The organism is Micromonospora sp. NPDC047644 (genome assembly GCF_040704315.1).
Classification (GTDB): Bacteria; Actinomycetota; Actinomycetes; order Mycobacteriales; family Micromonosporaceae; genus Micromonospora.
Genome location: NZ_JBEYSY010000010.1, coordinates 234,017 through 259,757 on the forward strand (window position 1 = coordinate 234,017; position 25,741 = coordinate 259,757).

The 25,741-nt window shown below is 71.2% G+C and carries 23 protein-coding genes; 7 read left to right on the top strand and 16 right to left on the bottom strand.

The annotated features are described in order from the left end of the window. Nucleotides 1-110: 110 nt before the first annotated feature. Nucleotides 111-323, bottom strand: a complete 213-nt coding sequence (locus AB0877_RS18615; protein WP_366610144.1) for a hypothetical protein — start codon at nt 321-323, stop codon at nt 111-113. Nucleotides 324-520: 197 nt separating this feature from the next. Here AB0877_RS18615 and AB0877_RS18620 point away from each other — a divergent pair, with 197 nt between their 5' ends. Together AB0877_RS18620 and AB0877_RS18625 are read left to right on the top strand one after the other, a co-directional pair. Continuing rightward, nucleotides 521-1,306: a helix-turn-helix transcriptional regulator gene (locus AB0877_RS18620; RefSeq protein WP_366610145.1), complete on the top strand. Its 786-nt coding sequence runs from the start codon at nt 521-523 to the stop codon at nt 1,304-1,306. After that, a complete protein-coding gene (locus AB0877_RS18625; protein ID WP_366610146.1) occupies nt 1,303-1,509 on the top strand; it encodes a DUF397 domain-containing protein in 207 nt (68 codons plus the stop codon). The genes AB0877_RS18620 and AB0877_RS18625 overlap by 4 nt, the downstream gene beginning before the upstream one ends. On the opposite strand, the gene AB0877_RS18630 is transcribed toward AB0877_RS18625, so the two are convergent. Together AB0877_RS18630 and AB0877_RS18635 are read right to left on the bottom strand one after the other, a co-directional pair. Further along, nucleotides 1,506-3,209: an ABC transporter permease gene (locus AB0877_RS18630; RefSeq protein WP_366610148.1), complete on the bottom strand. Its 1,704-nt coding sequence runs from the start codon at nt 3,207-3,209 to the stop codon at nt 1,506-1,508. The genes AB0877_RS18625 and AB0877_RS18630 overlap by 4 nt on opposite strands. Continuing rightward, nucleotides 3,194-3,958, bottom strand: a complete 765-nt coding sequence (locus AB0877_RS18635) for an ABC transporter ATP-binding protein (RefSeq protein ID WP_203119014.1) — start codon at nt 3,956-3,958, stop codon at nt 3,194-3,196. The genes AB0877_RS18630 and AB0877_RS18635 overlap by 16 nt, the downstream gene beginning before the upstream one ends. A 207-nt stretch (nt 3,959-4,165) precedes the next feature. Between AB0877_RS18635 and AB0877_RS18640 the strand changes: the two genes are divergently transcribed. Both AB0877_RS18640 and AB0877_RS18645 read left to right on the top strand, forming a co-directional pair. Continuing rightward, a complete protein-coding gene (locus tag AB0877_RS18640; RefSeq protein ID WP_366610150.1) occupies nt 4,166-4,666 on the top strand; it encodes a SigE family RNA polymerase sigma factor in 501 nt (166 codons plus the stop codon). Further along, complete coding sequence (locus tag AB0877_RS18645) at nt 4,659-5,516, top strand: hypothetical protein (RefSeq protein WP_366610151.1); 858 nt, start codon at nt 4,659-4,661, stop codon at nt 5,514-5,516. The genes AB0877_RS18640 and AB0877_RS18645 overlap by 8 nt, the downstream gene beginning before the upstream one ends. Before the next feature lie 41 nt (nt 5,517-5,557). Here AB0877_RS18645 and AB0877_RS18650 read toward each other — a convergent pair whose 3' ends face one another. The 6 genes from AB0877_RS18650 to AB0877_RS18675 all read right to left on the bottom strand — a co-directional run bounded on the left by AB0877_RS18650 (nt 5,558) and on the right by AB0877_RS18675 (nt 13,462). Continuing rightward, nucleotides 5,558-7,198, bottom strand: a complete 1,641-nt coding sequence (locus tag AB0877_RS18650; RefSeq protein ID WP_366610152.1) for a cation acetate symporter — start codon at nt 7,196-7,198, stop codon at nt 5,558-5,560. Then, nucleotides 7,199-7,612 (bottom strand): hypothetical protein, encoded by a 414-nt coding sequence (locus AB0877_RS18655; RefSeq protein ID WP_328651696.1) that lies wholly within the window; start codon nt 7,610-7,612, stop codon nt 7,199-7,201. A 44-nt stretch (nt 7,613-7,656) separates the two neighbouring features. Continuing rightward, nucleotides 7,657-9,444, bottom strand: coding sequence for a DUF4173 domain-containing protein (locus AB0877_RS18660; protein WP_366610153.1), 1,788 nt, complete (start codon nt 9,442-9,444; stop codon nt 7,657-7,659). Next, nucleotides 9,441-10,442: a HAMP domain-containing sensor histidine kinase gene (locus tag AB0877_RS18665; RefSeq protein WP_366610282.1), complete on the bottom strand. Its 1,002-nt coding sequence runs from the start codon at nt 10,440-10,442 to the stop codon at nt 9,441-9,443. The genes AB0877_RS18660 and AB0877_RS18665 overlap by 4 nt, the downstream gene beginning before the upstream one ends. 68 nt (nt 10,443-10,510) lie before the next feature. Further along, on the bottom strand, nt 10,511-11,191 hold the full coding sequence (locus AB0877_RS18670) for a response regulator transcription factor (RefSeq protein ID WP_366610155.1): 681 nt from the start codon (nt 11,189-11,191) through the stop codon (nt 10,511-10,513). A gap of 195 nt (nt 11,192-11,386) precedes the next feature. After that, complete coding sequence (locus AB0877_RS18675; protein WP_366610157.1) at nt 11,387-13,462, bottom strand: carboxypeptidase regulatory-like domain-containing protein; 2,076 nt, start codon at nt 13,460-13,462, stop codon at nt 11,387-11,389. Nucleotides 13,463-13,794: 332 nt separating this feature from the next. On the opposite strand from AB0877_RS18675, the gene AB0877_RS18680 reads away from it, so the two are divergent. Both AB0877_RS18680 and AB0877_RS18685 read left to right on the top strand, forming a co-directional pair. Further along, nucleotides 13,795-14,316, top strand: a complete 522-nt coding sequence (locus AB0877_RS18680) for a sigma-70 family RNA polymerase sigma factor (RefSeq protein WP_366610158.1) — start codon at nt 13,795-13,797, stop codon at nt 14,314-14,316. Beyond that, a complete protein-coding gene (locus tag AB0877_RS18685) occupies nt 14,303-15,565 on the top strand; it encodes a hypothetical protein (RefSeq protein ID WP_366610160.1) in 1,263 nt (420 codons plus the stop codon). The genes AB0877_RS18680 and AB0877_RS18685 overlap by 14 nt, the downstream gene beginning before the upstream one ends. Before the next feature lie 70 nt (nt 15,566-15,635). Here the strand turns inward: AB0877_RS18685 and AB0877_RS18690 are convergent, their stop codons facing one another. The 5 genes from AB0877_RS18690 to AB0877_RS18710 form a co-directional block, all read right to left on the bottom strand. After that, a complete protein-coding gene (locus tag AB0877_RS18690) occupies nt 15,636-16,298 on the bottom strand; it encodes a DUF5701 family protein (protein ID WP_366610162.1) in 663 nt (220 codons plus the stop codon). A 65-nt stretch (nt 16,299-16,363) separates the two neighbouring features. Continuing rightward, the gene (locus tag AB0877_RS18695) at nt 16,364-17,125 is read right to left on the bottom strand and encodes a LytTR family DNA-binding domain-containing protein (protein WP_366610284.1); all 762 of its coding nucleotides are present in this window, start codon (nt 17,123-17,125) and stop codon (nt 16,364-16,366) included. Nucleotides 17,126-17,148: 23 nt separating this feature from the next. Then, on the bottom strand, nt 17,149-18,375 hold the full coding sequence (locus AB0877_RS18700; RefSeq protein ID WP_355004462.1) for a histidine kinase: 1,227 nt from the start codon (nt 18,373-18,375) through the stop codon (nt 17,149-17,151). Between the two features lie 39 nt (nt 18,376-18,414). Then, on the bottom strand, nt 18,415-19,986 hold the full coding sequence (locus AB0877_RS18705) for a sugar transferase (RefSeq protein ID WP_366610286.1): 1,572 nt from the start codon (nt 19,984-19,986) through the stop codon (nt 18,415-18,417). A gap of 264 nt (nt 19,987-20,250) precedes the next feature. Beyond that, the gene (locus AB0877_RS18710; protein WP_366610164.1) at nt 20,251-21,111 is read right to left on the bottom strand and encodes a DNA-formamidopyrimidine glycosylase family protein; all 861 of its coding nucleotides are present in this window, start codon (nt 21,109-21,111) and stop codon (nt 20,251-20,253) included. Between the two features lie 24 nt (nt 21,112-21,135). Between AB0877_RS18710 and AB0877_RS18715 the strand changes: the two genes are divergently transcribed. Next, complete coding sequence (locus AB0877_RS18715) at nt 21,136-22,410, top strand: glycosyltransferase (protein WP_366610166.1); 1,275 nt, start codon at nt 21,136-21,138, stop codon at nt 22,408-22,410. On the opposite strand, the gene AB0877_RS18720 is transcribed toward AB0877_RS18715, so the two are convergent. Together AB0877_RS18720 and AB0877_RS18725 are read right to left on the bottom strand one after the other, a co-directional pair. After that, the gene (locus AB0877_RS18720; RefSeq protein WP_366610167.1) at nt 22,404-23,492 is read right to left on the bottom strand and encodes a tetratricopeptide repeat protein; all 1,089 of its coding nucleotides are present in this window, start codon (nt 23,490-23,492) and stop codon (nt 22,404-22,406) included. The genes AB0877_RS18715 and AB0877_RS18720 overlap by 7 nt on opposite strands. Next, the gene (locus AB0877_RS18725) at nt 23,482-25,740 is read right to left on the bottom strand and encodes a CHAT domain-containing protein (RefSeq protein WP_366610169.1); all 2,259 of its coding nucleotides are present in this window, start codon (nt 25,738-25,740) and stop codon (nt 23,482-23,484) included. Before AB0877_RS18725 ends, AB0877_RS18720 begins: the two co-directional genes overlap by 11 nt. Nucleotide 25,741: the final 1 nt, after the last annotated feature.

Consider the following 25,741-nt stretch of genomic DNA (forward strand, 5'->3'; position numbering starts at 1 on the left):
TTGATGCCTCACAGACATCGCGCTCGCGGTGACACATCGGTCCCCGGTGCGGTGCGCCGTCCGATCGCCTGCCTGACCCGAACCCCGATCCGCCGGCCGGGCCGCGGGCCTCACCAGCGCCCGCCGTTCGCCCGCCAGGTCTGCGCCGGGGTCAGCCAACCGGCCCGGCCGGGTCTCGGCACGGCCACCGTCGGCCCGTTCGCCCACGCCGGTGGCCGATCCGGCGGGCCCGCCGACCGCTCCGATCCGGCCGCCGGCCCGGCCACCTTTCTTCTCCGGTACGACCACCGCGCCCCGTTCCTGCCCCGGATGAACCCGAACATGGCTGATCTCCTCCCGTCGACGAGGGCCGCCCCGGCCGGGGGACGACCGGGGCGACCCGAACGCAGGACCCGGTCGCCGGGACATCGCCTCCACCGGCCGGGCCGCGTGCCCTCCACCCTGGACGGCGGGGCGCGGACAGGGGAGGATGCCAGGGCTTACTACGCAGCGCAGTCGCGTACTTACCGGAGAGGTAAGGATGAACGTCGAAATGTGGGTACGGGCGTTGAAGGCCGCCCGCGCCGGTGCCGAGGTGTCCCAGGAAGCGTTGGCGACGCTCACCAGGTGGAGCCCTTCCACCGTGGCCGCCATCGAGACCGGCCGACGCCGTCCGACGATGGAATTCGCGGTGGCGGCCGACGAGGCCCTCGCAACCGGCGGCCTCCTCGCCGAACTGTTGCGGGCTGCCGACAGCCAACGCCTGCCGACGTGGTTCGTTCCATGGCGCAACCATGAGGAGCAGGCGATCCGGCTCTGTGAATTCGAGCCGTGCCTGATTCCGGGACTCCTGCAAACCGAGGACTATGCCCGCGCGGTCATTTCCGCTGGTGGCCTGAATCCGAGCAAGACGGTCGACGAGTTGGTGACGGTTCGGATGGATCGGCAGCAACTGTGGCAGCGGGCAGAGTCACCGCAATGCGTGTTCGTCCTGGACGAGACGGCTCTACGCCGCCCGGTCGGCGGACCGGCGGTACTGGACGCTCAGCTCGGCCGGCTGATGGAACTGGCCGTCATGCCGAGCGTAAGACTGCACGTCGTGCCGCTCAATGCCGGAGCCCACGTCGGATTGACCGGCGGATTTCTGCTGGCAGAAATGCCCGACGGGGAACGGGTCACCTACGTCGAGGACGTTGCTCGTGGACACGTCATCGACGACCCGGACGTCGTCCGTCTGATTGGTCGGAAATGGGATAGCCTGCTCGGCGAGGCGCTGTCCACAAGCGCCTCTATGGATCTGATCCGGAAGCTGAAGGTGACCCCATGACCGTTCCTCAACCCCGCTGGCGGACGTCGACCAAATCCGGCGACACGGGCGGTGCCTGCGTTGAGGTGGCGGACAACCTGGCCGGTGTCGTGCTGGTCCGGGACAGCAAGGATCGCTCCGGCCCGGTCCTCACCTTCGCTCCGGCCGCCTGGCGTGAATTCCTCGCCGACGCTGGCCAGGCGGCTGGCCCCCGCGTCGGTTAACGGCGCGGGGTGACAGTGGCCAGCAGTTCCGGCTGGCGTCGGTCCAGCACGTCGCCGGCCAGGTACGCGCCCAGCAGCGCCGCGCCCAGCCCGTACGCGGCACCGACCGGCAGGGCCAGCCAGAGCCACGCGTCACCGAGCAGCGCGGCGGCCACCACCATCGGCACCGCGGCAACCGCCGAGGCGAGCATGGTCAGCAGGGTGAGCAGCCCCTTCGTGAGTCCCGCGCCGCTGTTCATCGCGAACGGGTTGCTGGTCTCCGGGAGTGAGTACGCCCCGAGCACCGAGACCAGGCTGTTCACCGCCAGCCCGGCGCCGTAGGTGGCGACCAGGCTGCCGATCGCGAGCCCGATCCAACCCGGGTGACCGATCAGCACCGACAGCACCACCCCGACGGCCCCCAGCATCGGCAGCACGTACAGCGAGAAGGCCGTCATCCGGGCCCGCAGCTCGACTCGGCCGGACACCCCGGCCACCACGTTCGCGGCGTATGCGCTGCCGTCGAAGCCGAACTGGTTGGCCAGCGTGACGGCGGCGAGCACGCCCACGAAGAGCATGGAGATGGTGACCAGCACCGGTGAGCTGTCGCTGGTAGCCGTCGAGAAGCCCTCCTCGCCCATGGCCGCGAAGTCCCCGCCGGTAACGTTGATCATCACCGGTACGAAGATGCCGACCACCGCGATCGTGATCAGGTTGGCCCGGCGGCGCGCGTCCCGCCACCAGTACCGGGCCTCCCGGGCGACCAGGGCACCGAACTGGTCCCGGCGCGCCCAGCCGGCGACCCGAGGGAACAGTTGGGCGACCGCGCCACCGGCAACTCCGCGCCGCACCGGAGCCTTACCGGCGCTCGCCGCACCGACCATCGCCGACTCCAGCGACCGGGACCACCAGGCCAGCAGGGCGCCCAGCGCCGCCACCGTGATCAGCAACTTGACCGGTGCCGCCCACACCCGCCCCTGGGCCACGTCGATGCCGGCGGTCCACGGGGCGCCCAACGGCGTCCACCCGATCACGGTCGCCACGCCGGCCAGCCGGTCCCAGTCCGCCTCGCGCAGCGCGGCGAGGCCGAAGAGCTGCAACGGGCCGAGCAGCGCGGCCGTCACCGCCAGCAGCACCGCCGCCAGGTCACGGACCCGTCGGGACCGCAGCATGGTGGCGAACGCGCTGGTCACCGCCCGGCTCGCCGCAACACAGAGCAGCAGACCGGCGAGCACACCCACGGCGGCTACCAACCCCGCCGACCAGCCACCCAACGACCAGGCGGTCAGCACCAGCCCGGACGACGCGATGAGCACCGCCAGCACCGGCACGCTGACCAGAGCCGCCACGAACAGGCCGGTCACCAATGTGCGCCGGGGCAGTGGCAACAGCGCGAACCGGGCCGGGTCGAGTGTCTCGTCCACGCCGAAGAACACGAGTGGCAGGAGCAGCCAACCGAGCACCAGCAGCCCGCCGCCGGCCGCCGCGACCAGCACCGCGTACCGGCCGTTGTTGGCCAGCCCCGGCGCGGCGAAGAGGAAGAACCCGCTGGCCGCGAACCAGAGCCCGAGCAACGCGCCGCCGACGAACAGGGCGATCCGCCAGCCCTGTCCCCGGAAGTTGTTGCCCATCACCCGCAACTTGAGCCGCACGAAGTGTCGAGCGGAGACCGACCGTAGCGGCACGGCGGGGGTGGCGTCCGCGCTCACTGGGAGAGCCACGACAGCTCCTCGCCGGTCGCGGTGCGCCCGCCGACCACCTCGACGAAGACCTGCTCCAACGAGCGGCCGCCACGGACCTCGTCGATGGTCCCGACCCGCTTGATGACGCCCTGGGCGAGAATCGCCACGTGCGAGCACAGCCGCTCGACGACCTCCATGACGTGACTGGAGAACACCACGGTGCCGCCACCGGCCGCGTAGCGGGTGAGGATGTCCCGGATCAGCGCCGCGGACACCGGGTCGACAGCCTCGAACGGCTCGTCCAACACCAGCACCCGAGGGCCGTGCAGCAGTGCGCAGGCCAGCCCGATCTTCTTCTTCATGCCCGCCGAGTAGTCCACCACCAGCGTGCGACCGGCGTCGCCGAGCGCCAGCACGTCCAGCAGCTCGGCGGCTCGCTGATCGACCACCGCCGGGTCCATCCCCCGCAACAGCCCGTTGTACGCCAGCAGTTCCGCCCCGGTCAGCCGGTCGAACAACCGGACCCCGTCGGGCATCACGCCGAGCAGCCGCTTGGCGGTGACCGGGTCCTGCCAGACGTCGTGCCCGAGCACCCAGGCCGAGCCGGCGTCCGGTCGCAACAGCCCGACCGCCATCGACAGCGTGGTCGTCTTGCCGGCGCCGTTCGGGCCGAGCAGGCCGTAGAAGGAGCCGGCGGGGACGTCCAGGTCGACGCCGGCCACCGCGATCGTGCCGTCGAACCGCTTGGCCAGGCCACGCAGTGCGAGCGCGGGATGCTCAACAGTCATGCGCCGACGTTATCCGCCGATCGCCAGTTCCGCCCTCCGGCGGCAGGCGGACCGATGATCATCCCCGAGGCGGACGCTCCGGCGTCATGCCGTATGCCCCCTGCCCGCGTGGCGCCCCGCCGGCCTCCCACTCACCTCGCGGCACCTCATGCAACCGGACACCGGGCTGGCGGGTGACAGAGGCAGGATCGACACGGGGGAGAGGCAGTGGACAGAGACGACGGCTTCGAGGAGTTCTACCGGGCCAGCAGGCACCGGGTCGTCACCGTGCTGTACGCGCTCGGTGGCGACATCCATGAGGCGCAGGACGCCGCACAGGAGGCGTACGTGCGGGCCTGGCAGCGCTGGCGGAGCATCAGCGAGTACGACGATCCGGAGGCTTGGGTGCACCTCGTGGGACACCGCCTTCTCCAGAACCGTTGGCGGAAGATCCGCAACGGGATCACCGCCCAGCGGCGGAATGGTTGGGTGACCGCGGTCGGGCCACCATCGGAGAACACCGTCGCGGTGGTCGCCGCGTTACGCCAGTTACCGAAGGACCAACGCGAGGCGATCGTCCTGCACCACCTCGCGGATCTCCCGGTCGCGGACATCGCGACGCGGACCGCTGTTCCGGTCGGAACGGTCAAGGCCCGGCTCGCCCGAGGGCGCAAGGCTCTCGCATCTCTGCTCGGCACCACCCTCCCCGAGGAGGTCAGCAATGCCTGATCAGCCCTTCGCGCACCTGTTCCAGGACACCGAGCACCTGAGCTGGGCCCCTACCGAGCAGGTGCGGGAGCGCGGCCGGCGGCGGACCCGCCGGACGAGGATCGCGGCGGGGCTCGCCGCGGTGGTGGCGGTGGCTCTGGTGGCCACCGGGGCGGTGGCGCTGGCCGGCGGCCGGGAGGGCGCGCCGACGCCGGTGCTGCCGGCGACCGGATCACCCACCCCGGCAGCCGCCCCGACACCCACGCCGTCGGCCACCCCGACGCCGACGCCCTCGACCCGCAACACCCCCGGCGCACCACCGTCGAGCCCGTCGGCGACCAGCGGTAGCCCGTCGATCGGTTCCACCAGCCCGGCCATCCCGGCGGACGCGCTGCTGCGCGCCGCAGACCTCCCGAGTGGTTTCCGGGCGGCCGGAAGTGACCTGGACGGTGACTGGTCGTTCAATTTCGCTGCCAGCTACGCCTGCGTGGACACGCCGAGGCTGTCGGCGAAGGAGCGCGCCGAGCGGGGTGCGGTGTTCCGGAAGCCCGATGCGTCACCGGTCATCGAGCGAGTGCAGCGGTACTCACTCAACGGCGCGAAGGCCACCATCGCCTGGGCCCGGACGGTGACCGAATGCAAGCGGAGCAAGGAACTGTCCTCGTTGTCGGTCGTCGACTCGGGATTCGCCGGGGATGGTTCGCTCCTGATCAGATTCGACGCCGAGGGCCTGATCAGTTACACACTGTTCGTCCGACAGGGCGATCTGGTCGCGGAGGTCTGGCTGGGCAGCCTGACCAACAGGACGGAGGCCCGACGGCTGGCACAGCGGGCGGCCGACCGATTGTGCGCCGGGACCGACGCCTGCTGACCCGGCCGGCCGTGACGGCCGGCTCGGCAGGGAGCCTTCGCCTACATGCGGAGGGCTTCCGGGGTGTGCAGGCGGAGCATGGTGGCGGCGATGTCGGCCGGTGCTCGCCGGCGGGTCGCCATCGACACGGCGACCATCACGGTGAAGGCCAGGGGCACCGTCCAGGCGGCCGGCTGCGCGATGAGCGTGGCCGGCCAGCCGGACAGCGGTGGGCCGAGCACGGTGACCAGCACCGCGCCGATCGCCGCACCGCCGCCGGCCACCACGCCGGCGGTGGCACCCACGTCGGTCAGCCCGCGCCACCAGATGCCGAGCACCAGCAGCGGGCAGAAGCTCGACGCGGCGACCGCGAAGGCCAGCCCGACGACCTGCGAGACGTCCAGCCCGGAGACGTGCAGCGCCAGCACCGCCGGCACACCACCGGCGATGACGGTGGCCAGCCGAAATCCGCGTACCGATCCCCGGCCGAGCACGTCGGTCGAGATCACCCCGGCGACGCTGGTCAGCAGGCCGGACGAGGTGGAGAGGAACGCCGCGAAAGCGCCCGCGGCGACCAGCGCGGCGAGCAGCCGCCCGGCCAGGCCGTCACCCAGGGCGGCTTCGGGTAGCAGCACCACCACCGCGTCGGTCTGGCCGCTGAGCAGCAACTGCGGGGTGTAGATCCGGCCGAGGACCCCGTAGAGAGTGGGGAGCAGGTAGAACGCGCCGACCAACGCCAGCACGACCAGGGTGGTCCGACGGGCCGCCGCGCCGTCCGGGTTGGTGTAGAAACGCACCAGCACGTGCGGCAGGCCCATGGTGCCCAGGAAAGTGGCCAGGATCAGCGAGTACGTGGCGAACAGGCCCCGGTCGTCGTCACCGGCGGCGCTGGGCAGCAGCCAGTCGTTGGCGTCGGTCGCCACCCCGGAGACGTCCGGCACCGGATCACCGGCAGCGAAGGTCAGCTCGTCGCCGGGGCGTACCTCCCGGATGTCACCGTCGGGCAGGGTGAGGGCCGCGCGGTGCTCGACCACGACGGTGGTCGCGGTCCGGAACGTCGGCCCGTCGGGCGGGGTCACCGCCGGGCGGCCGTCGGCCTGCCACTGCAGGGCCAGGAAGATCACCGGTACGGCGAGAGCTGTCAGCTTGAGCCAGTACTGGAACGCCTGCACGAAGGTGATCGCGCGCATGCCGCCCAGCGCCACGTTCGCGGTGACCACGGCCGCTACCAGCAGGGCGCCGAGAGGGTACGGGGAGCCGGCCACCGTGGCCAGGGTCAGCCCGGCCCCCTGGAGCTGCGGCACCAGGTACAGCCAACCGATGAAGATCACGAAGGCGGTGGCCAGGATGCGGAGTCGACGCGAGCCCAGCCGCAACTCGCAGAAGTCGGGCAGGGTGAACGCCCCGGAGCGGCGCAACGGCGCGGCGACGAAGAGCAGCAGGGCCAGGTAGCCGGCGGCGAAACCGACCGGGTACCAGAGCACGTCCACGCCGTACTTGAGGACCAGCCCCGCGATGCCGAGGAAGCTCGCCGCCGACAGGTACTCCCCGCCGATGGCGGCGGCGTTCCAGGTCGGACTGATCGCCCTGGACGCCACCAGGAAGTCGGACGTGGTCCGCGCCAACCGCAGCCCGTAGAAGCCGATCCCGACGGTGACCAGGGTGACCGCGACGATGGCCGGGACCACGAAGTCGTTGCCCACTCAGCGCTCCGGCCGTTGCACCAGGTCGGTGAAGTCCTGCTCGTTGCGCTCGGCCAGCCGCACGTACGCCCAGCCCACGGCGATCAGGAACGGAAAGGAGGCCACCCCGAGCAGCAGCCACGGCAGGTTGACGCCGGCGACAGTGGTCCGGCCGAGTGAGGGCGCGATCGCGAACAGCCAGGGCAGCCCGCCCAACCCGATGGCCACCACCAGGGACAGCCGCAGCGCCAACGCGAGTTGGGCCCGGACCAGGCCACGGACCAGCGCCTCGCCGACCTGGGTCTGCTGGGCCAGCTCGGCGCGGGTCCGCTCGGCGCGGGTGTCCTGCCTGGTGATCTCGGCCAGCACGATCCGGGACCGCCGGGGCGGCGGCACCGCACCGCTCGACCCCACGTCGGGGAGTTGCTTGGCCACCCCGGCAGTCTCGCCCGCCCTACGCGATTGTCAAGCGTTCATGCTCACCAGCGTGGCAACCCGAGGCAGTCGGTCACGCTGGCGCTCACCGGGGTCGTGTCGAGAACCCGCCGGGCGCGTTCCCTGCCGAGGTTCGTCGCCCAGAAGCCGTCCCGGGGCAGCTCGGCGGCGATCTGCCCCAGCGCGCAGGACCGCATCGGCTCGGGCAGCCGATCCAGGGCCGGTACGGCGTCGGCCGACAGCCCGGACAGGTAGCTGACGTCCAACCGGCCGGTCTCCAGGTAGCGGTCGACGTTCCGCTCGGCGATCAGGCGATCCGGGTTGATCAGGGCCAACCCGAGCAGCGCCAGCACGGCGGTGCCGACCACCAGCCGAGGGAGCCATTCGGCGCGAAACCGCGCCACGGCAACCCCGACCAGGACGAAGAGCAGCCCGAGCCACAGCTCGACTGTCGACACGACGAGCCGCAGCCGGGTGGCCCCGTACGCGTCGGCGTAGACCTGCATCCGGTAGAGCGCCGAGGCGACGATCACCAGACTGAGCGCGGTGAGCGTGCCGAGCAGTACGCGGACCAGCAGCCGGTCCCCCCGGGTGGCCTTCGGTGCCCGGCGGGCGGCGATCGCGATCACCAGCAGGGTGAGTGCGGTGACGGCGAGCAGTTGCCAGAACCCACCGCGGGCGTACTCGGCGTAGGTGAGCCCGGACGTCCGCAGCACGTGCCCTGCCCCGCCGAACAACACTGTCAGCTGGACCAGCACGAAAGCGGCGAAGAGGACGTCGAGCAACACCAGCGGGAGGGTCCACTCCAGCCGGTGGGCCGGCCGTGACGACGCCGGTCGCAGACCCTCCAGGTCGGGTGGGCGGGTGACCAGGTATGCGCCGCCGAGCAGACCACCGCCGATCAGGATCAGCCGCAGCAGCCAACCGATCACACCGGCCGGCGCGATGTCCGGCAGCAGACCGCCGACCAGGTTGGCGAAGACCGCGTCGGCGGAGGAGAAGAGCAACCCGAACAGCGTCAGCAGGACGGCGGACACCGCCAGGCTGGTCGCGATGCGTCCGAACCCGATGCCCGACTCCGACGAGCGGTTGGCGCGCACTCCGCGTACCGCCCATGGGAGCGCCCGTGCCGTCGCGGCGGGTGGCAGGGTCACGGCGACCAGCATTCCGATCGGGCTTCGGCCGCCGGTCACCGCCAGTGTGCCGGTCCCCACCGCTGCGATCAGGCACAGCGCGAAGAGCCAACCGGCGGCCCGGAACGTGCCGACGGCGATCACCGCGACCGTCGCGGCAGCCCAGGCGGCCTGCGCCACCCGCCCCGGTGCCCCCGTGGCACCGGGACGGGCGGGCTCGGCGCCGGCTGCGCCACCGGTTGCGGCACCGGTCGCGGCCCTGGTTGCGGTGCCGGCTGCGGCACTGGTCGCGGTGCCGGGCTCGGTACTGGTTGCGGTGCCGGGCTCGGTCGGCTCGGTGTGGGCCGCAACCGGGGAGGGCGTCCGGGACCTGACGGCGGCGGCGGTGCCGAGGGCGGCCGTGCCGGCCAACGCGGCGACCAGCCAGCCGAGGCCCGGACGAACCATCGTGAGCACCGAGGCGCCGACGACCGCCGCGGCCGTCGACGCCGCCAGCACCAGTGGACCCGCGTCGCCGGACGGACCCGGCCAGCGCCGCGCGATCATCGATGGTGGCCGGGGCAGGAGCGGCGCGGCCGGAGCCGCCTGGGGCCGACCGTGCGGCGGCGGTGCGGCCGGAGAGGGCCTGACGGTCGGGGCGACCTGCGCCGGACCGGTCGGCCCGGTGGCCGGGACAGGGGTGCCGCCAGGGCTGGTCATGCTGCCTCTTCTCGGTATGGCCCGTCGCACGGGATGGTGACCTGGATGCGGCAACCGGGCCGACCATCCCGGTTCGGTCCGATCGGATCGAGGACACCGATCCGACCGCCGTGCAGTTCGACGACCCACCGGGCGATGGCCAGGCCGAGCCCGGTCCCGCCGCCGGCCGACCGGTCGCCGCGGGTGAACCGCTCGAACACCCGGGAACGCTCCTCCGGCGGAATGCCCTGGCCCTCGTCGCTCACCTCGAAGCGGAGATGGTCGCCGTGTTCCTCGGCGCACACCCGTACCGTGCCGCCGGGTGGGCTGTGTCGAGCCGCGTTGTCGAGGAGGTTCGCGAAGACCTGGTGCAGCCGCCACGGGTCCGCGTGGACCGTCAGCGGAGTCGCCAGGTCCCGGAGCTGGAAACGCACGTCCAGACCGGCCCCGGACGCGCTGGCGGTGGCGTGCTCCACCGCCTCGTCGAGGAAGTCCCACACGTCGATGCGTACTCGCCGCAGCGGCACCACCCCGGCGTCGAGTCGGGACAGGTCGAGCAGGTCGGCGACGAGGTGTCCGAGCCGCTCGGTCTGGGCCAGCGCCGAACGCAGCGCGGCCGGCTCGGGGTCGGCCACCCCGTCCACCATGTTCTCCAGCACGCCCTGCAACGCGGTGATCGGCGTCCGCAGCTCGTGCGAGACGTTCGCGATCAGTTCACGTCGGCGCTGGTCGGCGGCGTGCAGGTCCTCGGCCATCTTGTTGAAGGCCTGAGCCAGCTCACCGACCTCGTCCCGGGAGGTCGCGCGTACCCGTCGGGTGTAGTCGCCCCGGGCCATCGCGCCGGCGGCCGCCGTCATCTCGCGCAGCGGCGACGTCATCCCGTGGGCGAGCACCTGCGAGGTCACCAGCGCGATGCAGATGCTGGTGACCGCCGTGCCGGGCGGGAGCCAACCGATGCCGTACCAGAAGTAGCCGATGGCGACGGCCCAGGACGCGACCAGCAGGACGCCGAGCTTCATCTTGATCGAGCGGACGGGATCCAGTGGACGCGGTAGCACCCGTTCCAACCAGTCGAACGCGCGGCCGATCACGCGGGCATCTCCAGGGCGTACCCGATGCCGTGGACGGTCCGGATCAGGTCGGCCCCGAGCTTTCGGCGCAGCGCCTTGATGTGGCTGTCCACGGTGCGGGTGCCGCTCCCGTCGACCCATCCCCAGACGTCGGCCAGCAACCGTTCCCGGGGGAGCACCGTGCGGGGTCGTCCCGCGAGGTGGACCAGCAGGTCGAACTCGGTGGGGGTGAGGTGCACGTCCGCCCCGGCCCGGCGTACCCGTCGCTCGGCCTGGTTGATCTCGATGTCGCCGAGGCGGATGGCCGGCGGCGCCGGAGTGGCGGCGGCCCGCTCCATCCGACGCAGCAGGACATGCACCCGGGCGGCGAGCTCCCGCATCGAGAACGGCTTGGTGAGGTAGTCGTCCGCGCCGACCGCCAGCCCTACCAGCAGGTCGGTCTCGTCGTCCCGCGCGGTGAGCATCAGCACCGGCACCGGCCGGTCGGCCTGGATCCGGCGGCACACTTCCAGTCCGTCGAAGCCCGGCAGCATCACGTCGAGGACGACGAGATCAGGCTGTCCGGCGTGGAACTGCGCGACCGCGCTGGGCCCGTCCGCCGCGATCTCCACCGTGAAACCCTCGGCCCGCAGTCGGGCCGCGATGGACTCGGCGATGGTCCGTTCGTCCTCGACCACCAGTACCCGGCGCTCTTTCATGGGTTCTGACTGTAGGGAGCGGCCGTGGAGATCAGTGGGTGGCGTTGTGAACAACCTGTGGAGAACGGCTCACGCCTGCGGACAACTCGGGGATCATGCCGACTGGCCGACATCTTCCGACCCGTCGCCGCAGGCGCACGCGGATGCGCAGCGGGGCCGGTGGCACGATGCCACCGGCCCCGCCGCACCCAACCGTCAGTCGACCGGTACGACCAGGTCCACGGACGTGCTGCCACTGGTCGGGACGGTGTAGAGCGCCAGCTTCCGGCTGCCGTCCGGCTGGGTCACCAGGTATCGACCGCTGACCTGCTGACCCTCGCCGAGGGATGCCTCGTAGGTGAAGAAGATCCGTTGCGGCCCCTTGAGCCGGGCCTCGAAGCGACCCTCGGTGATCCAGCCGCTGCCCGCGATGTCGCCGGTGTCGGCGCTGCGGGCGACGACGAAACCGCCGGTGAACGGAGTGCCGTCGGGCGTACGGAAGGTGCCGGTCAGCCCGACGCCCTGATCGAGTTGGGTGTTGTGGGTGGCGGTCGCACCGGCGGTCACCGTCACTGGCGTGGCGGTGAACCGGCTGCGCTTGTCGCCGGACCACTCGTTCGCGTACGGGTGCCCGGCGAACACCAACGGCCAGGCGTACGGGCCGAGTCGTTCAATGGTGTAGACGCCGCGCTCGTTGGTGGTGGCGTCCTGGACCCCGAGGCCGGGGTGCCCGGTCAGCACCGACACGTCGATGTTGGCCAGCGGCTTGCCGGCACCGTCGGTGACCGCGCCGGTGACCTTTCCAGCCCGGTCCACCTTGACCTGCGGGCCGGTCGCGACCTGCCCGACGGTGGCGACCACGGTGACTGCCTGTCGCTCGTCTCCGGTGCCGCCCTCGGCACCGACCCACTGACGACCGTAGGACCTGCTCTGCGGCGTCGCGAAGAGCTTGTAACTGCCGGCCGCGAGCGGGCCCACCTGGACTCGGCCGTTGCGGTCGCTGCACTCGCCGACGTTGTCGCGCAGGGTGGCCTGCTTGGGCAGGAACGCGTCCAGGCAGACGTCCGACAGCGGTGCGCCGCTCTGCCGGTCGACGATGGTGGTGCTGATGACCGCGCCGGGCCGCAGCTTCACCGTCAGTGTGGTGGTCCTGTCGGCCCTCACCCGTACCCCGTCGAGCTGGCGGGAGAAGTAGTGGCCGTCCGGGGCGTACAGGAAGATGTCGTGCTGGCCCTGCGGCAGATCGCTCACGGTGACGGTGCCGGTGCCGTTGCTGCACGCCGACTGAGCGCAGAAGTTGGCCACCGGAGCGCCGGTGATCGAATCGACGGCGTTGACGGTGATCGAGCCGGTGCCGAGCAGGCTGTCCGTGATGGTCGTCTGCTGCCCGCCCCGGACCTGGACCACGTCGGCCGCCTCCGGGGTGAGCTTGCCCCGGTAGTACTGCTGCCGGTCGCCCGTGGAGACGCCCACCTTGTACGGGCCTTGGAGAACCTCGACGCTGAACTCGCCGTTCGGGTCGGTCTGCGTCCACGCCCCGCCGTAGGAGTTCGCGGTGGTGATGGAGACCTCGGCGTCGGCGAGGGGTGCGCCGCTCGCGGTGGTGAACCGGCCGGTGAGGCTGCCGACCGGCAGCACCGTCTCGTTCACCTCGGTGGCCGCGTCCGCCTTGACCTCGAAGACGCTGGCGCCGTCCTCGTCGAGCTTTCCGGGGACGTACTGGGTCTGGTAGGACCCCTCGATCGGGTTGAAGCTCACCCGGTAGCGGCCAGGCAGCGCGTTGATGGTGAACCGGCCGTCCTCGTCGGTGAGTGCCCCGGCCCAGCCATACGTGTCGATCTCGTTGGCGCTGATGCTGACGCTCGGCGCAGGCCGACCGTAGGCGTCGACGAGCCGACCGTTGATGGTGCCGGTGTCGAAGAGTTGCTCATCCACGGTGGTGGTGGCCCCCGCCGCGACCGTCACTGATTCGGCGTCCGACATCTGCGATTTCTGGTGGTAATACTGCTCGGGACGCAACCAGGGGAAGTAGCCCACCCGGTACGAGCCGGCCGGCAGCCCGTCGACGGTGTAGTTGCCGTCAGCGTCGGTGTTGGTGTAGCCGACGCTCTCGTAGTCGTCGGCCGGGTAGATCTGAACCAGGACCTCGGCGGCGGGTGCTCCTGCGCTGGTGGTCAGTCGTCCGCTGACCGCGCCCGTCGCCGCGGCCTGGGCCGGTGTGGCGCCGGGCAGCACGAGCGCTGCGACGACGGCGCCGGCCAGCAGGGCACGGCGGGCTGGGAATAGCTGCATCGATGTCCCAATGTGAGGGCGGTGGGGCGCGATGAGCAGGCTCCGCCCACACCGACCCTGCGCCCCGTACGGAATCGGCATCAGGAGGATAGGTCACCGACGATGCCTTCCAGGAGATCCAGTCGGGTAGATCTACGCACCTGTTCATCCGTCCAGGACGAGCGCCCGTGGAGATCAGTGTGCATAACCTGTGGAGAACGCCTCACGCCTGTGGATAACTCCCGGGACCACCCCCGCTGGCGTGTGGCAACTCCCGAGACTCGTTGTGGACGACCTCGACTCGGAACCTTTTCCCCCGCCCAGGAGTGGGACAGGTGAGAAAGGGGGTGACGGTGTCCGACAGTGATGTGATCTCCGAGCTGTACGGCAGCTGCTTCCAACGCCTGGTGGTTCAGCTCTATGCGATGACCGGAGACCTGAACGAGGCCCAGGAGGCGGTTCAGGAGGCGTTCACCCGGGCTCTGGTGAAGCCCGGTCGGTTCACCCGCCTCGACAATCCGGAGGCGTGGCTGCGCCGGGTCGCGGTGAACGTCGCCCGCAGTCGCCACCGGCGACGGCGCGTGCTGGACGGGCTGCTGCGTCGGATCGGCCCTCCGCCGGCGGTCGCCGACCGTGCGCCGGAGCATCTGGCGCTGCTGGCCGCACTGCGGGGTCTTCCGCAGGGGCAGCGGCACGCGTTGGCCCTGCACTACCTGGTCGACCTGCCGATCGACGAGGTGGCGGCGACCCTCGGCGTTTCGCCGGGCACTGTGAAGTCCCGGTTGTCCCGGGGCCGAAAGGCGCTGGCGGCGCTGCTCACGGACCCAGAGATCAGCGAGAGCATGAACATCGGGAGGATCGATGTCCGAGCGTGAGTTCACCGGGTTCGACGTCGACACCGTCGCCGACGCGGTTCGCCAGCCACCCCTGGACGACCTGCGGGCGGCAGCGCGAGCCCGCCGTCACCGGCGTGCCAGCGGGATGGCGCTCGTTCTGGTTGTCGCTCTGGCCGGCGTGGCGGTGTCGCCACTGCTCGGCGACGCCGGCCGGGGTGGGTGGACCGGTCCGGACCAGCCGCCGGTCAAGCCGGACCGTGGCGGCGAGTTCTTCCTGACCGGGCCGGAGTCGGCCGTCGTCGCGGGAGTGTGGGACGCCGACGAGGGTTGCTTCACTGTGCGGTTCCGGCACACCGACGATGGCGGGCAGAGCTGGACCGATGACGAGACGACCCGTTATCGCACCACCAACCAGTGCGGATCGGATGGGGAGGGAAATCCGCGGAGCAACCCGGAGTTCTCGGTGCTGAGTCAGCGTTCCTACCTGATCCGGGATGGTGACCAGCTCCGGCTCTCCACCGACTACGGCCGCACCTGGGCCGACGCGGAGCAGGCCATGGTGACGGTGCGGTCCTTCCCGGCGAGCGCGCAGCCGGTCTTCTGCCAGTGGGGCCGGGGCTGTGGGGCGCTCCGTGAACCGTTGGCGGTCTCGTCGACGGGGACGGTGTACCGGCTGAAAGGCAAGCAGCCGTCGCCGTACCCGCCCGCCAGTATCTATCCGAGTGCGGACGGCACAATCTGGGTCACCTACTGGCCGGGTGACATCGGCGTCATGGTGGTCGCGCGGAGCGCGGACCGGGGAGCCACCTGGAACACCTGGCAGCCGCCCGTGGGAGCGAACGTGATCGCGGTGGCAGGGGTCAGCGCGCAGGAGGCGTACCTGTTGATCGCGCCGCCACCACCGCCCGGTGCCGGGCCGATGGAGGTCGAGGGCACGTCGCAGTTGCTGCGTACCACGGACGGTGGCCGAACGTGGGCGGACATGGGCACCGACCTGCCCAACTCGCTGGAGACCCGGTTCCTCGTCGTCGGCTCGGACGGGACCCTGCTGCTCGCCCAGGCGGGAAACATGGAGACCTCCGGCAACACGTCCACGGCCATGATCGGCCTGGATGCCGGTCGACACTTCAAGAAGATCCGTGAGTACGACCGACGCGACGGGGGCGTCGGTGCCGCGCCCGGGTACGCCTGGCTCTACGGCCGGGACGACATGACGACTGGCGGTGCGGACCACGTGCAGTTGACCGCCGACGGCACGTCCTGGACGCGCCTACCGCTCCCGGACTGAGCGCCGCCGGACGTGCGACGGGGCCGGTGAACTGCCACCGGCCCCGTCGACCGGGCACGGATCACGGTGGTCAGTCCAGGCCGATGCGCTCCGGTCGGGCCGAGGCGGAGCCGAGCCAGGTGTGCGGGTTGCCGTACCAGCACCAGCCGAGCTTGGGTGCGCCCTGGCTGATCCACAGCGCCGGCACCCGCTTGTCGCCGCAGCGGGAGCCGACCAGCGAGAAGCACCGGTTGCTCGCCAGTGCGGCCGGGTGCAGCGTGATGAAGGCGAGCCCCTCGTCGATGCTGAGCGGCAGCCGGCCCTGAGCGGTGATCCCCTCCATGGCCGTGGCCGGGGCGAGATTGCGGAACTCCTCGCCCCGGTCGACGTCGAAGAGCAGGTACGCCGGGCCGGCCGGCACCTCCAACTCCTTGATCGGGTCGAAGCGGGGCAGATCACCCTCGGCGTAGTTCCGGTCGATGACGCCGGGCTTGCGCTTGCCGGCCAGGGTGGTGCGCGCCACCCGTTCCGGCACACCGATCAGGTCCCGGGTGATGACCAGGAGGAACGGCACCCGGGCGTCGGTGGGGGCGGGCAGCCCGGTGGCCCCCTCGACCGCCCTGGCCCGCAGTGGCGCGACCAGGTCGCGGAAGGCGCTCTCGGTCAGCCCGCCGAGGGCGGGGTAACCGAGGTGCACCAGTCGGTCGAGTTGGCTGTCGAATTCGGATGCGGCGTCGAACGGGGTCACGGTCACGGCGGCCTCCCGGAAGTCGTACGGACTAGCGTACAACGTACGGTAGGGCTGCTGCCATTCCCGGCTCAGCGACTCCAATCCTGCTTCGCGGCCCTGACCAGCTTGTCCTTCAGCTCCCGGGTGTGCCGCCGGCTCACCGGCAGCTCGGTCGAGTCGATCACCACCACGTAGCCGGAGTTCACCAACCGCAACTCCGCGATCAACTTCAACTGCACCAGGTACGACCGGTGCACCCGGACGAAGCCGGCATCGGCCCAGCGTTCCGCGAGCGTGGCCAGCGAGACCCGCACCAGGTGCGACCCCTCGGCGGTGTGCAATCGTGCGTAGTCCCCCTGCGCCTCCACCCACCGCACTGCCGAGCGGGGCAGCATCCGGGTGGTGCCGGCCAGCTCGATGGGGATGGTCGGGTCCTCCTCCGCGCGGGCCATTGCCGCCGGGTGCGACGGCACCACCCGCGAGCCGATCACCCGGCGCAGCGACTCGGCCAGCCGATCGGCGCGCACCGGTTTCCGCACGTAGTCGGTGGCGCCCAGGTCGAAGGCGTCCACCGCGCCGTCGTCGTACGCGGTGACGAACACGATCGCCGGTGGCCGGGCGAAGCGGCGCAGCACCCGGGCCAGCTCCATGCCGTCCAGGCCGGGCATCCGGATGTCCAGGAAGACCACGTCCACGTCGCCGTCGCGCAGCAACCGCAGCGCCTCGGTGGCGTCCCCGGCCGTGTGCAGGCGGGCCACCCGGGGGTCGGCCCGCAGGTGGTACGCCAGCTCGTCGAGCGCGGGCGGCTCGTCGTCCACCGCGAGGACGCGCAGGAAACCGGACGCGTTCACCGCAGCCGTCCCGGTCCGCTCGCTCACGACCCTGCCCGCACGCCGGGGTGGAACTTCGGCACCCGCATGCTCACCTTCGTGCCCGAGCCCAACCCGGTCTCCACGACCAGGCCGAACCGGTCCCCGAAGACCGAACGCAACCGCTCATCGACGTTGGAGAGACCGACGTGCTGGCCCGTGTCCTCGCCGGGGTCGCCGGTCCCGTGGGCCAGCTCGGCGATGCCGGCGGTCAGCGTGGTCGGATCCATTCCCACTCCGTCGTCCTCCACCGTGATGTGGCATTCGGCGCCCGCGTCCCGGGCCTCGATGCTCACCATGCCCGTGCCCGGCTTGCGGGACAACCCGTGGCGAACCGCGTTCTCCACCAGCGGCTGGAGGCAGAGGAACGGCAGCGTCACCGGCAGCACCTCCGGGGCGATCTGCAACCGCACCTGCAACCGGTCACCGAACCGGGCCCGCTCGATGGTCAGGTAGCGGTCGATCGAGCGCAGCTCCTCGGCCAGCGTGGTGAACTCCCCGTGCGCCCGGAACGAGTACCTGGTGAACTCCGCGAACTCCAGGATCAGCTCCCGGGCCCGCTCCGGGTCGGTGCGGACGAACGACCCGATGGCGGTCAGCGCGTTGTAGATGAAGTGCGGGCTGATCTGCGCCCGCAACGCCCGGATCTCGGCGCGGGCCAGCCGCTCCCGCGACGAGTCCAGCTCGGCCAGGGCCAACTGGTTACCGGCCCAGTGCGCCGTCTCCAGGGTGGCCTGCACCAACCCCGGGGGCGGCGGGCTGTCGGCGACCGCCACCAGCGCGCCCACCACCCGGCCGTCGGCCCCCAGCAACGGTGCGACCACGGCCCCGCGGACCGGGCAGTCGACCCGGTCGCAGTGCAGTTCCTGCTCACCCAGCACCGTCGAGCGGCCGCTGCCCACGGTCCGCTGGGCCGCCGCGAGCAGTTGCTCCCCGTGGTGTGTGCCACGCCCGTCGAGGGCCAGCAGCCGGTCGGCGTCGGCGAGCGCCAGCCCGACCGCGCCCACCAGCGCCCGCAGATGCCGTACGGCCTTCGCCGCGCCCGCCTCGCTCAACCCCGCCCGCAGCGGCTCGGCGGCCAGGCCGGCGGTGTGCAGCACCTCGTAGGTGGCCCGCTGGGTGGCGGTGGCGATGCCACGGCGGGCCCGCAGTCGCAGCACCGCCAGCAGGGCCGCGGTCAGCGCGGTGACGAGTGAGACGACGCCGACCACGGCGGAGAGGTTGGCAGCCACGCAGCGATCCTCGCCCCTGCGAGCCTGCGCGCCAACCCTCTAGTACGCGCCCTTGCGGGCGAGCACCACCCCGACGGTGCGCCACAGGATGCTCAGGTCGTACGCGAGCGACCAGTTGTCGACGTAGTAGAGGTCCAGTCGGACCGACTCGTCCCAGGACAGGTCGGAGCGGCCGGAGACCTGCCACAGCCCGGTCATGCCGGGGCGGACCAGCAGCCGGCGCCGCACGTCACCCAGGAAGTCACCGTCGTCCGCCGGTAGCGGGCGGGGCCCGACCAGCGACATCTCGCCCCACAGCACGTTGATCAGCTGCGGCAGCTCGTCAAGCGAGGTGGCCCGCAGGAAACGACCGACCGGGAAGACCCGAGGGTCCTCCTTCATCTTGAAGAGCATGCCGTCGGTCTCGTTGCGGTCGACCAGGCTGGCCAGCCGGTCCTCGGCGTTGACGTACATGGTCCGGAACTTCCACACCCGGAACGTGCGCCCCTCGTGCCCCACCCGGGGCTGGCGGAAGAAGACCGGCCCGGGGTCGGAGATCCGGATCGCCACGGCGATGGCCAGGAAGAGCGGGATCAGCAGCAGCAGGCCGAGACCGGCGGCGACCCGGTCCATCAGGTTCTTGGCCAGCAGCGCCGGCCCGGAGAGGGTCGGCTCCTCGACGTGCAGCAGCGGCAGACCCTCGATCGGCCGGATGTGCACCCGAGGGCCGGCGATGTCGGTGAGCTGCGGGGCGACCACCAGGTCGACGCCGGAGCCCTCCAACTGCCAGGCCAGCCGGCGCAACTCGCCCGGCTCCGCGCTGGCCGACCCGCAGACGGCGATGGTGTCCCCACCGACCTCACGGACCAGGGCCAGGACGTCGCGTCCGGCGTACACCGGAACCGGGGTGGGCATGCCTCGGGCCGCCGCGTACCCGTCGGTGATGTGGATGGCGACGGGCATCAGCCCGGCGGCCGGGCTGCGGGTGACCGCCGCGTAGACCTCCAGGCATTCCGGCAGGGTGCCCACCAGCACCATCCGGTGCGCGGCCTGACCGGCCCGCCGCCGGATGTAGTGCAGCGCCCACCGGGCGACGAAACGCCCCCACAGGATCAACAGCGTCGCGCCGACCAGCGCCGTGCCCACGGTGAACCGGGAGAGCTGGGTGACGGTGGAGAAGGCGAGGAAGGAGACGCTCGCGGCCACCGTCACCGATGCCCGGATCACCCGCTTGAACTCGTCCGGGCCGAGCCCCAGGTAGCGCCGGTCGTAGGCCCGGTTGCTCCAGAGGATCACCACCCAGCCCAGCGGCAGCAGCAGGTAGGACACGGTGTGGAACCAGGTCGGGTCCTGCTGGGTGCCGGAGAACCCGGAGGCGGCCTGGTCGAAGAGCTGGATCGCGATCCAGCTGGCGAACGCCGCCGCGCCGAAGTCGAGCAGCAACAGGGTCGCGATGTAGGGGCGGTGCCAGCGGGAGACACGGCGTCGCGCCCTCGTCCACGCCGACCGAGGGACGCCGTTGTGGGACGGCGGCGTCGGCGGCTGGATCTCGAAGCTGTCGACGTGCCGCACGAGTCTGCTCCGGCCTTCGTTGGTTACCGGGCGCTGGAGGCTTGCCGTCACCTCACCCATGTCCTCCCGCATGACACGGGCCGCTCACTCGGCGTGAAGGCCCGGGTCGCCCACCGTCCCAGTCTCCCACGCGGGCCCCGACCGGTCGTCGCCCCGAAAGAGATTGGCGACCGCCGGTGCTGGCGGGATCTGGCCGGCTCCGCACCATTTCAGAAGCCGGGGACCGGGCCACTATACCGATGGATGCGCGCGTGGCGAGAAGGGCGGACCGGAGCTTCCGCTCAACGAGGAAGATTCCACTCCGTAGTCCTGAAGTGCAATTACTCACCGTACGAGGCGAGACAACCGACGGTCAGCGAGCGGTTTGCCGCCGGTCTGGCAGGTGGGGCAGTACTGGAGGCTGGAGTCGGCGAACGACACCTCGCGCACGGTGTCCCCGCAGACCGGGCAGGGCAGACCGGTGCGGGCGTGCACCTTCAGCCCGGAACGCTTCTCGCCCTTGAGCTCGGCGGCCCGCTGACCGAGGGACCGCTCGACAGCGTCGCCGAGGACCTGCCGGGTGGCGGCGTGCAGGGTGGCGATCTGGGCGTCGGTGAGCCGATCGGTGATCGCGAACGGGGACAGCTTCGCGGCGTGCAAAATCTCGTCGGAGTACGCGTTGCCCACCCCGGACAGCACCGACTGGTCGGTCAGCACCCCCTTGACCTGCCCCCGCCTGCTCCGCAGCCGCTCGGCGAACAGCGGCAGATCCGCGGCGAGCGCGTCCGGGCCCAGCTTGGCCACCCCGGGGACCGTCGCGAGGTCGGTGACCAGGTAAGCGGCCAGCTTCTTCTGGGTGCCGGCCTCGGTGAGGTCGAAGCCGGAACCGTCATCCAGGCGTACCCGCACCGCGATCGGGCCCTTGCCCGGACGCAGCGGGGTGGTGGCGGGGAACGCCTCCCGGTAGTGCAGCCACCCCGCCCGCGCCAAATGCACCACCAGGTGCAGGTTGCCCTCGAAGAGGACGTCGAGGAACTTTCCGTGCCGACTGGCGTCGACCACCGCCCGGCCGGCGACCTCGGTCGGTGCCGGCTCGTACGTCTTCAGGGCGCTGATCGCGGCGATCTCCAACCGATCGACGCGCCGCCCCACCGCGCGCTGACGCAGGTAACCCGCGAGCGCCTCAACCTCCGGTAGTTCGGGCACGACACAACGGTAGCCTTCTTTCCCGTGAGAATCGTGGTGGCACACAACCGGTACCGGGAAGCCCAGCCCTCGGGTGAGAACACGATCGTCGACTCGGAGATCGCCCAGCTCACCGCCGCTGGCGTCGAGGTGCTGCCCTTCATTCGCAGTTCGGACGAGATCCCGTCGATGTCGAAGTCGGCGAAGGCCCTGCTGCCGATCTCGCCGATCTGGGCACCGCGCGCCCAACACGACCTGAGCCGCCTGCTCACCGAGCACCGACCGGACGTTCTGCACCTGCACAACCCGTACCCCCTGATCTCGCCCTGGGTGGTGCGGACCGCGCACCGGCACGGCGTGCCGGTGGTGCAGACGGTGCACAACTACCGGCAGGTCTGCTCGTCGGGGATCTACTTCCGCGATGGCGTGATCTGCCAGGACTGCAAGGGCCGGGCCCTGGGTGTGCCCGCGATCAAGCACCGCTGCTACCGCGACTCGGCCGTGCAGAGCGCGCTGATGGCGACCACCCTGGCCGTGCACCGGGGCACCTGGCGCTCGGTGGATCGGTACATCGCGCTCACCTCGGCCATCGCCGATCACCTCCGCGACTACGGCATTCCGGACGAACGCATCGTGGTGAAGCCGAACGCCATCCCCGACCCGGGTCGGCCTGCGCCGCTGGGCGACGGGTTCCTCTACATGGCCCGGCTCTCCCCGGAGAAGGGCGTCGACCTGCTGCTGGACGCCTGGCGTCGGCACCCGGTGGGTTCGCTGGGCACGCTCCGGGTGGCCGGTGACGGCGAGCTGCGCCCGCTGGTGGAGGCAGCCGCCGCCGAGCGACCCGACGTGGTCTACCTCGGTCAACTCGACCGGGCCGGTGTGCAGGCGGCGGTCGAGGCGAGCGCGGTGGTGATCGCCGCCGCGATGTGGCACGACGTGCTGCCCACCGTGATCATCGAGGCGTTGGCGAGCGGCCGACCCGTCCTCGGGACGGCGTTGGGCGGCATCCCGTACCTGGTCGGGGCCGACGCCCCGCACGAGCCCGCCGGCACCGGGCCCGCCGAGGTCGCCTCCGCCGTCGCCGGCCATGCCCCGCCACCGGCAGGTCCGCCGGCGGTGCCGGCCGGCCTGGTCACCGGCACCGCCGGCTGGGTGGTCCCGCCGGAAGCGGCCGCGTTGTCCGCCGCGCTCCCGGTCGCGCGGGCCGGTGCCGCCGCGCTCTCCGCGTCGGCCCGGCTGCGGTACGAGCAGACGTTCCACCCCGACGTGGTCATCAAGCGACACCTGGACATCTACGCGAGCCTGACCCGCCCTCACTGACCCCTGGTCGGGTCGGCCAGGGCGCGTTGTTGGCGGAGTTGTTCGAGGAGGGCGGTGTCGGCTTCGAGGTCGGGGTGCTCGACCTGCCGGTCGAGGTCGACGACGTGTTCGAGTTCCCGGATCGCCTGGTCCAGGTCACCGCCCGCTCGGTGGACCAGCGCGATGTTGTAGCGGATGACGGCTTCGACGGCCCGGTCGCCGACCTCCCGCGTCATGGGGAGGGCCTGGTGGTAGTGGTCGAGGGCCCGCTGTCGATCCCCCAACCTGTCGTACCCCTGGCCGATGTTGTTGAGGGTGGTGGCTTCGCCGGCCCGGTCGCCGACTTCTCGTCGGATGGACAGGGCCTGGTGGAAGTGGTCCAGCGCCTGCTGCTGATCTCCCAAACCGTTGTACACGCTGCCGATGTTGTTCAGGGTGGCGGCTTCGCTTGCCCGGTCGCCGACTTCCCGTTGAATGGGCAGGGCCTGGTGGAAGTGGTCTAGGGCCCGCTGCCAATCCCTCAACCCGTCGTACACGTTACCGATGTTGTTGAGGGTGACGGCTTCGCCGGCCCGGTCGCCGACTTCTCGTTGGATGGAGAGGGCTTGGTGGTAGTGGTCGAGGGCCAGCTGTCGATCCCCTAAACCGGTGTGCACGTGGCCGATGTTGCTGAGGGTGACGGCTTCGCCGGCCCGGTCGCCGACCTCCCGCTCGATGGGCAGAGCCTGGTGGAAGTGGTGGAGGGCCCGTTGCCGATCCCCCAACCTGTCGTACACGTGGCCGATGTTGTTCAGGGTGACGGCCTCGTTGCCCCGGTCGCCGGCCTGCTGGTACATGGTCAGGACCTGCTGAAAGTCTTCCAGTGCCGGCCAGGGCCGACCGGTCGCCGACTGCGCCCAGCCACGTTGGTAGAGGGCGCCGGCATCTGAGCCGAGGGTCAGCGTCGCGGTGGCCATCGCCTCGACCGCCGCGAACCGCGAGGTACGCAACCATACCCGACACACCTGGGTACCGACGTTTCGGGCGATCAAGGGCTGCCGACCGGCGACGGCAAGCCGGTGCACCTCGACCCAGCGGGCGAGGTTCCTCGGGTCAGCGGCCATCGGAACCGGCGGGGTCGAGGACCCAGAGTTGATAGAGGGACTGGGCGGCGGCGCCGCATGCCTCGATGTACTCGTCGTCGGTGATCAAAGGGCGGACGAGGGGGTGCAGGACGTTGGAGACGTAGTAGCGGGGCTGGCGGGTTTCGGGGTCGATGCCCTCTTCGAGCAGGCCGAGCTGGACGGCCCGCTGGAGGTGCCGATCGGCGTCGGCGTGTTGGTGCATTGCGTGGACGGTGGCGGCGGGTACGGGTAGTTCGACGACGTTGATCCTGGCGAGCATGCGGCGGAGTTCGAGGGGCTGGGAGTCGAGCAGGTTGTCGGCCAGCACCGTCTCGCGGCGGAACCTGTCGGTCTCGTTCTCGATGGCGGTGAGCAGGCCATCGATGTCGAGGGCGGGATCGTCGACGATCCGGTTGAGCCAGTCGAGCAGGCGGGGATTGCCCGCTGCGGCCTCGATCGCCCGCTCCCGGATGGCCGGGTCGATGGTGGATTCGGGGCGCAGGTTGGTCAGAATGGCGATCTTCTTGGTCTGCTCGACGGGGCTGAGGGTCTCCAGAGCCTCGACGGCGACGCTGGTGCCGGCCGGGGTGGGGAAACGGTAGCGGCTGGTGATGATCACGCGGCTCGGGCTGCCGGTGTCGCGGATCGCGGTGAGCAGGGCGGGCAGGATCTCGGCCATCGCCGGGGCGAGCACCCGGCTGCCGTCGTCGCGGATGTCGAGGTTGCCGGTCTCGAAGTCGTCGAACACGAACAGGCAGGGTGTCCCACCAAGGAGCCCGTCGACGTCGAGCAGGTGCCGCAGCCGGGTCGGGAGCGGAACCTGCTCGTTGTCGAGAATCTTGCCGGCCTCTTCGGACTGCTCGACGCTGTCGAAGCGGATCTTGCTGGTCAGTTCGCGGAACTTGATGGCGTCGACCTGGCCGTACCAGACGACATGCTGGTGGATGGGCATGCGTTCCAGGAGCCGGGAGGCGAGGCTGCTCTTGCCGAGCCCACCCATGCCGGCCAGCAGCAGGCCCTGCGCCGCGCCGGGGGTGTCGGCGGGTTGCCGGAGGGCACGCAGGCACCGTTGGATGAGTCGACGCCGGCCGACGAACTCGGCGCGGGACGCGACCCGGGACAGTTGGGTCTGCGGGTCCAGGAACTGCTGGTCGGCGGCGCGCACCTGCGACTGTCTGCGGCCCCGGGTGTGCAGCGGCGTGACCAGGGGCGTCAGCGGGGACCGGTCGGCATAGACCCGGAGCAGATGCCAGCAGTTGCTCTTCCTGTCGTGGAACAGGTGACGGCGAGCCTCGATGACGGCCTGGTCCAACGACCCGCCGTCGGCCAGCGCCTGGTAGAGAGCTGCGGCGAAATCGGTGGCGGAGACGTCTCCCACCGGTAGCGCCCAGCCCAGCACCGCAGGGGCGCCGGCGTCGACCAGGCTCTCGCTCATCGAGGGGAACACCCCACCCCCGGGGGCGTCAGCGGTCAGGCAGCCGGAAACGAACACCAGTCGCGGCCAGTGTCCCTGCATCGCCTGGGCGATCTGGTCGGCCGTCGCCGTGGCGCGCCCGCCGAACTCACCCTCCACCACGAAGACCGGCTCCCCGCCGTCGGTGGTGGCGTGCCCGCTCAGATGCAGCACATCGAAGTGGTCGGGCCCGTAGGCGCGGCTCAGGAACCGGAGCCCTTCCAGGGTGCCGCTCTCCTCGACCACCAGGTCGGTGCCGGTCCGTCGGGTCGCGGCGAGGATCGCCGCCTCCTCGGCCTCGAAGTTGAGCACCGGCTCGACGCCTTCGGGCGAGGCTGCCATGAACAACACCCGCAACGGCCGGTTGTTCGGCGTGACCGGGCTGGTCAGTGCCGCGTGGGTGCCAACCGCACGAACCGGCAACAGCGGTGCCCGCCCTGCCACGGTCAGGAACGTGCCCTCCCGGGCGAGTAGTTCCCACGGCAGGTGCCGCAACCGCTCCTCGGCGGCGATCCGCAGCACCGCCCCGGCAGGATGGGCCAGGATCGGGGTCAGCCACCGCTGGTCGCCGTCGAGGAAATCCGCCAGCCTCGCCCCCAGCTCAGCCAGCCGGACCGCGCCGTACACCTTCTGTGCGTTGGCGTCACTGCTGTAGTCACGCTGTACCAGCGTGATCAGCTCATCGACCGCCGCCCGGTCCAGGCGGCGGGTCTGGGGTGCCGCGCCGTCGGCGGACAGCCGCAGCTCGTAGTAGTTCGAGGTCTGCGCGAAGACCTCCAGATCGAAGGTGCCCATC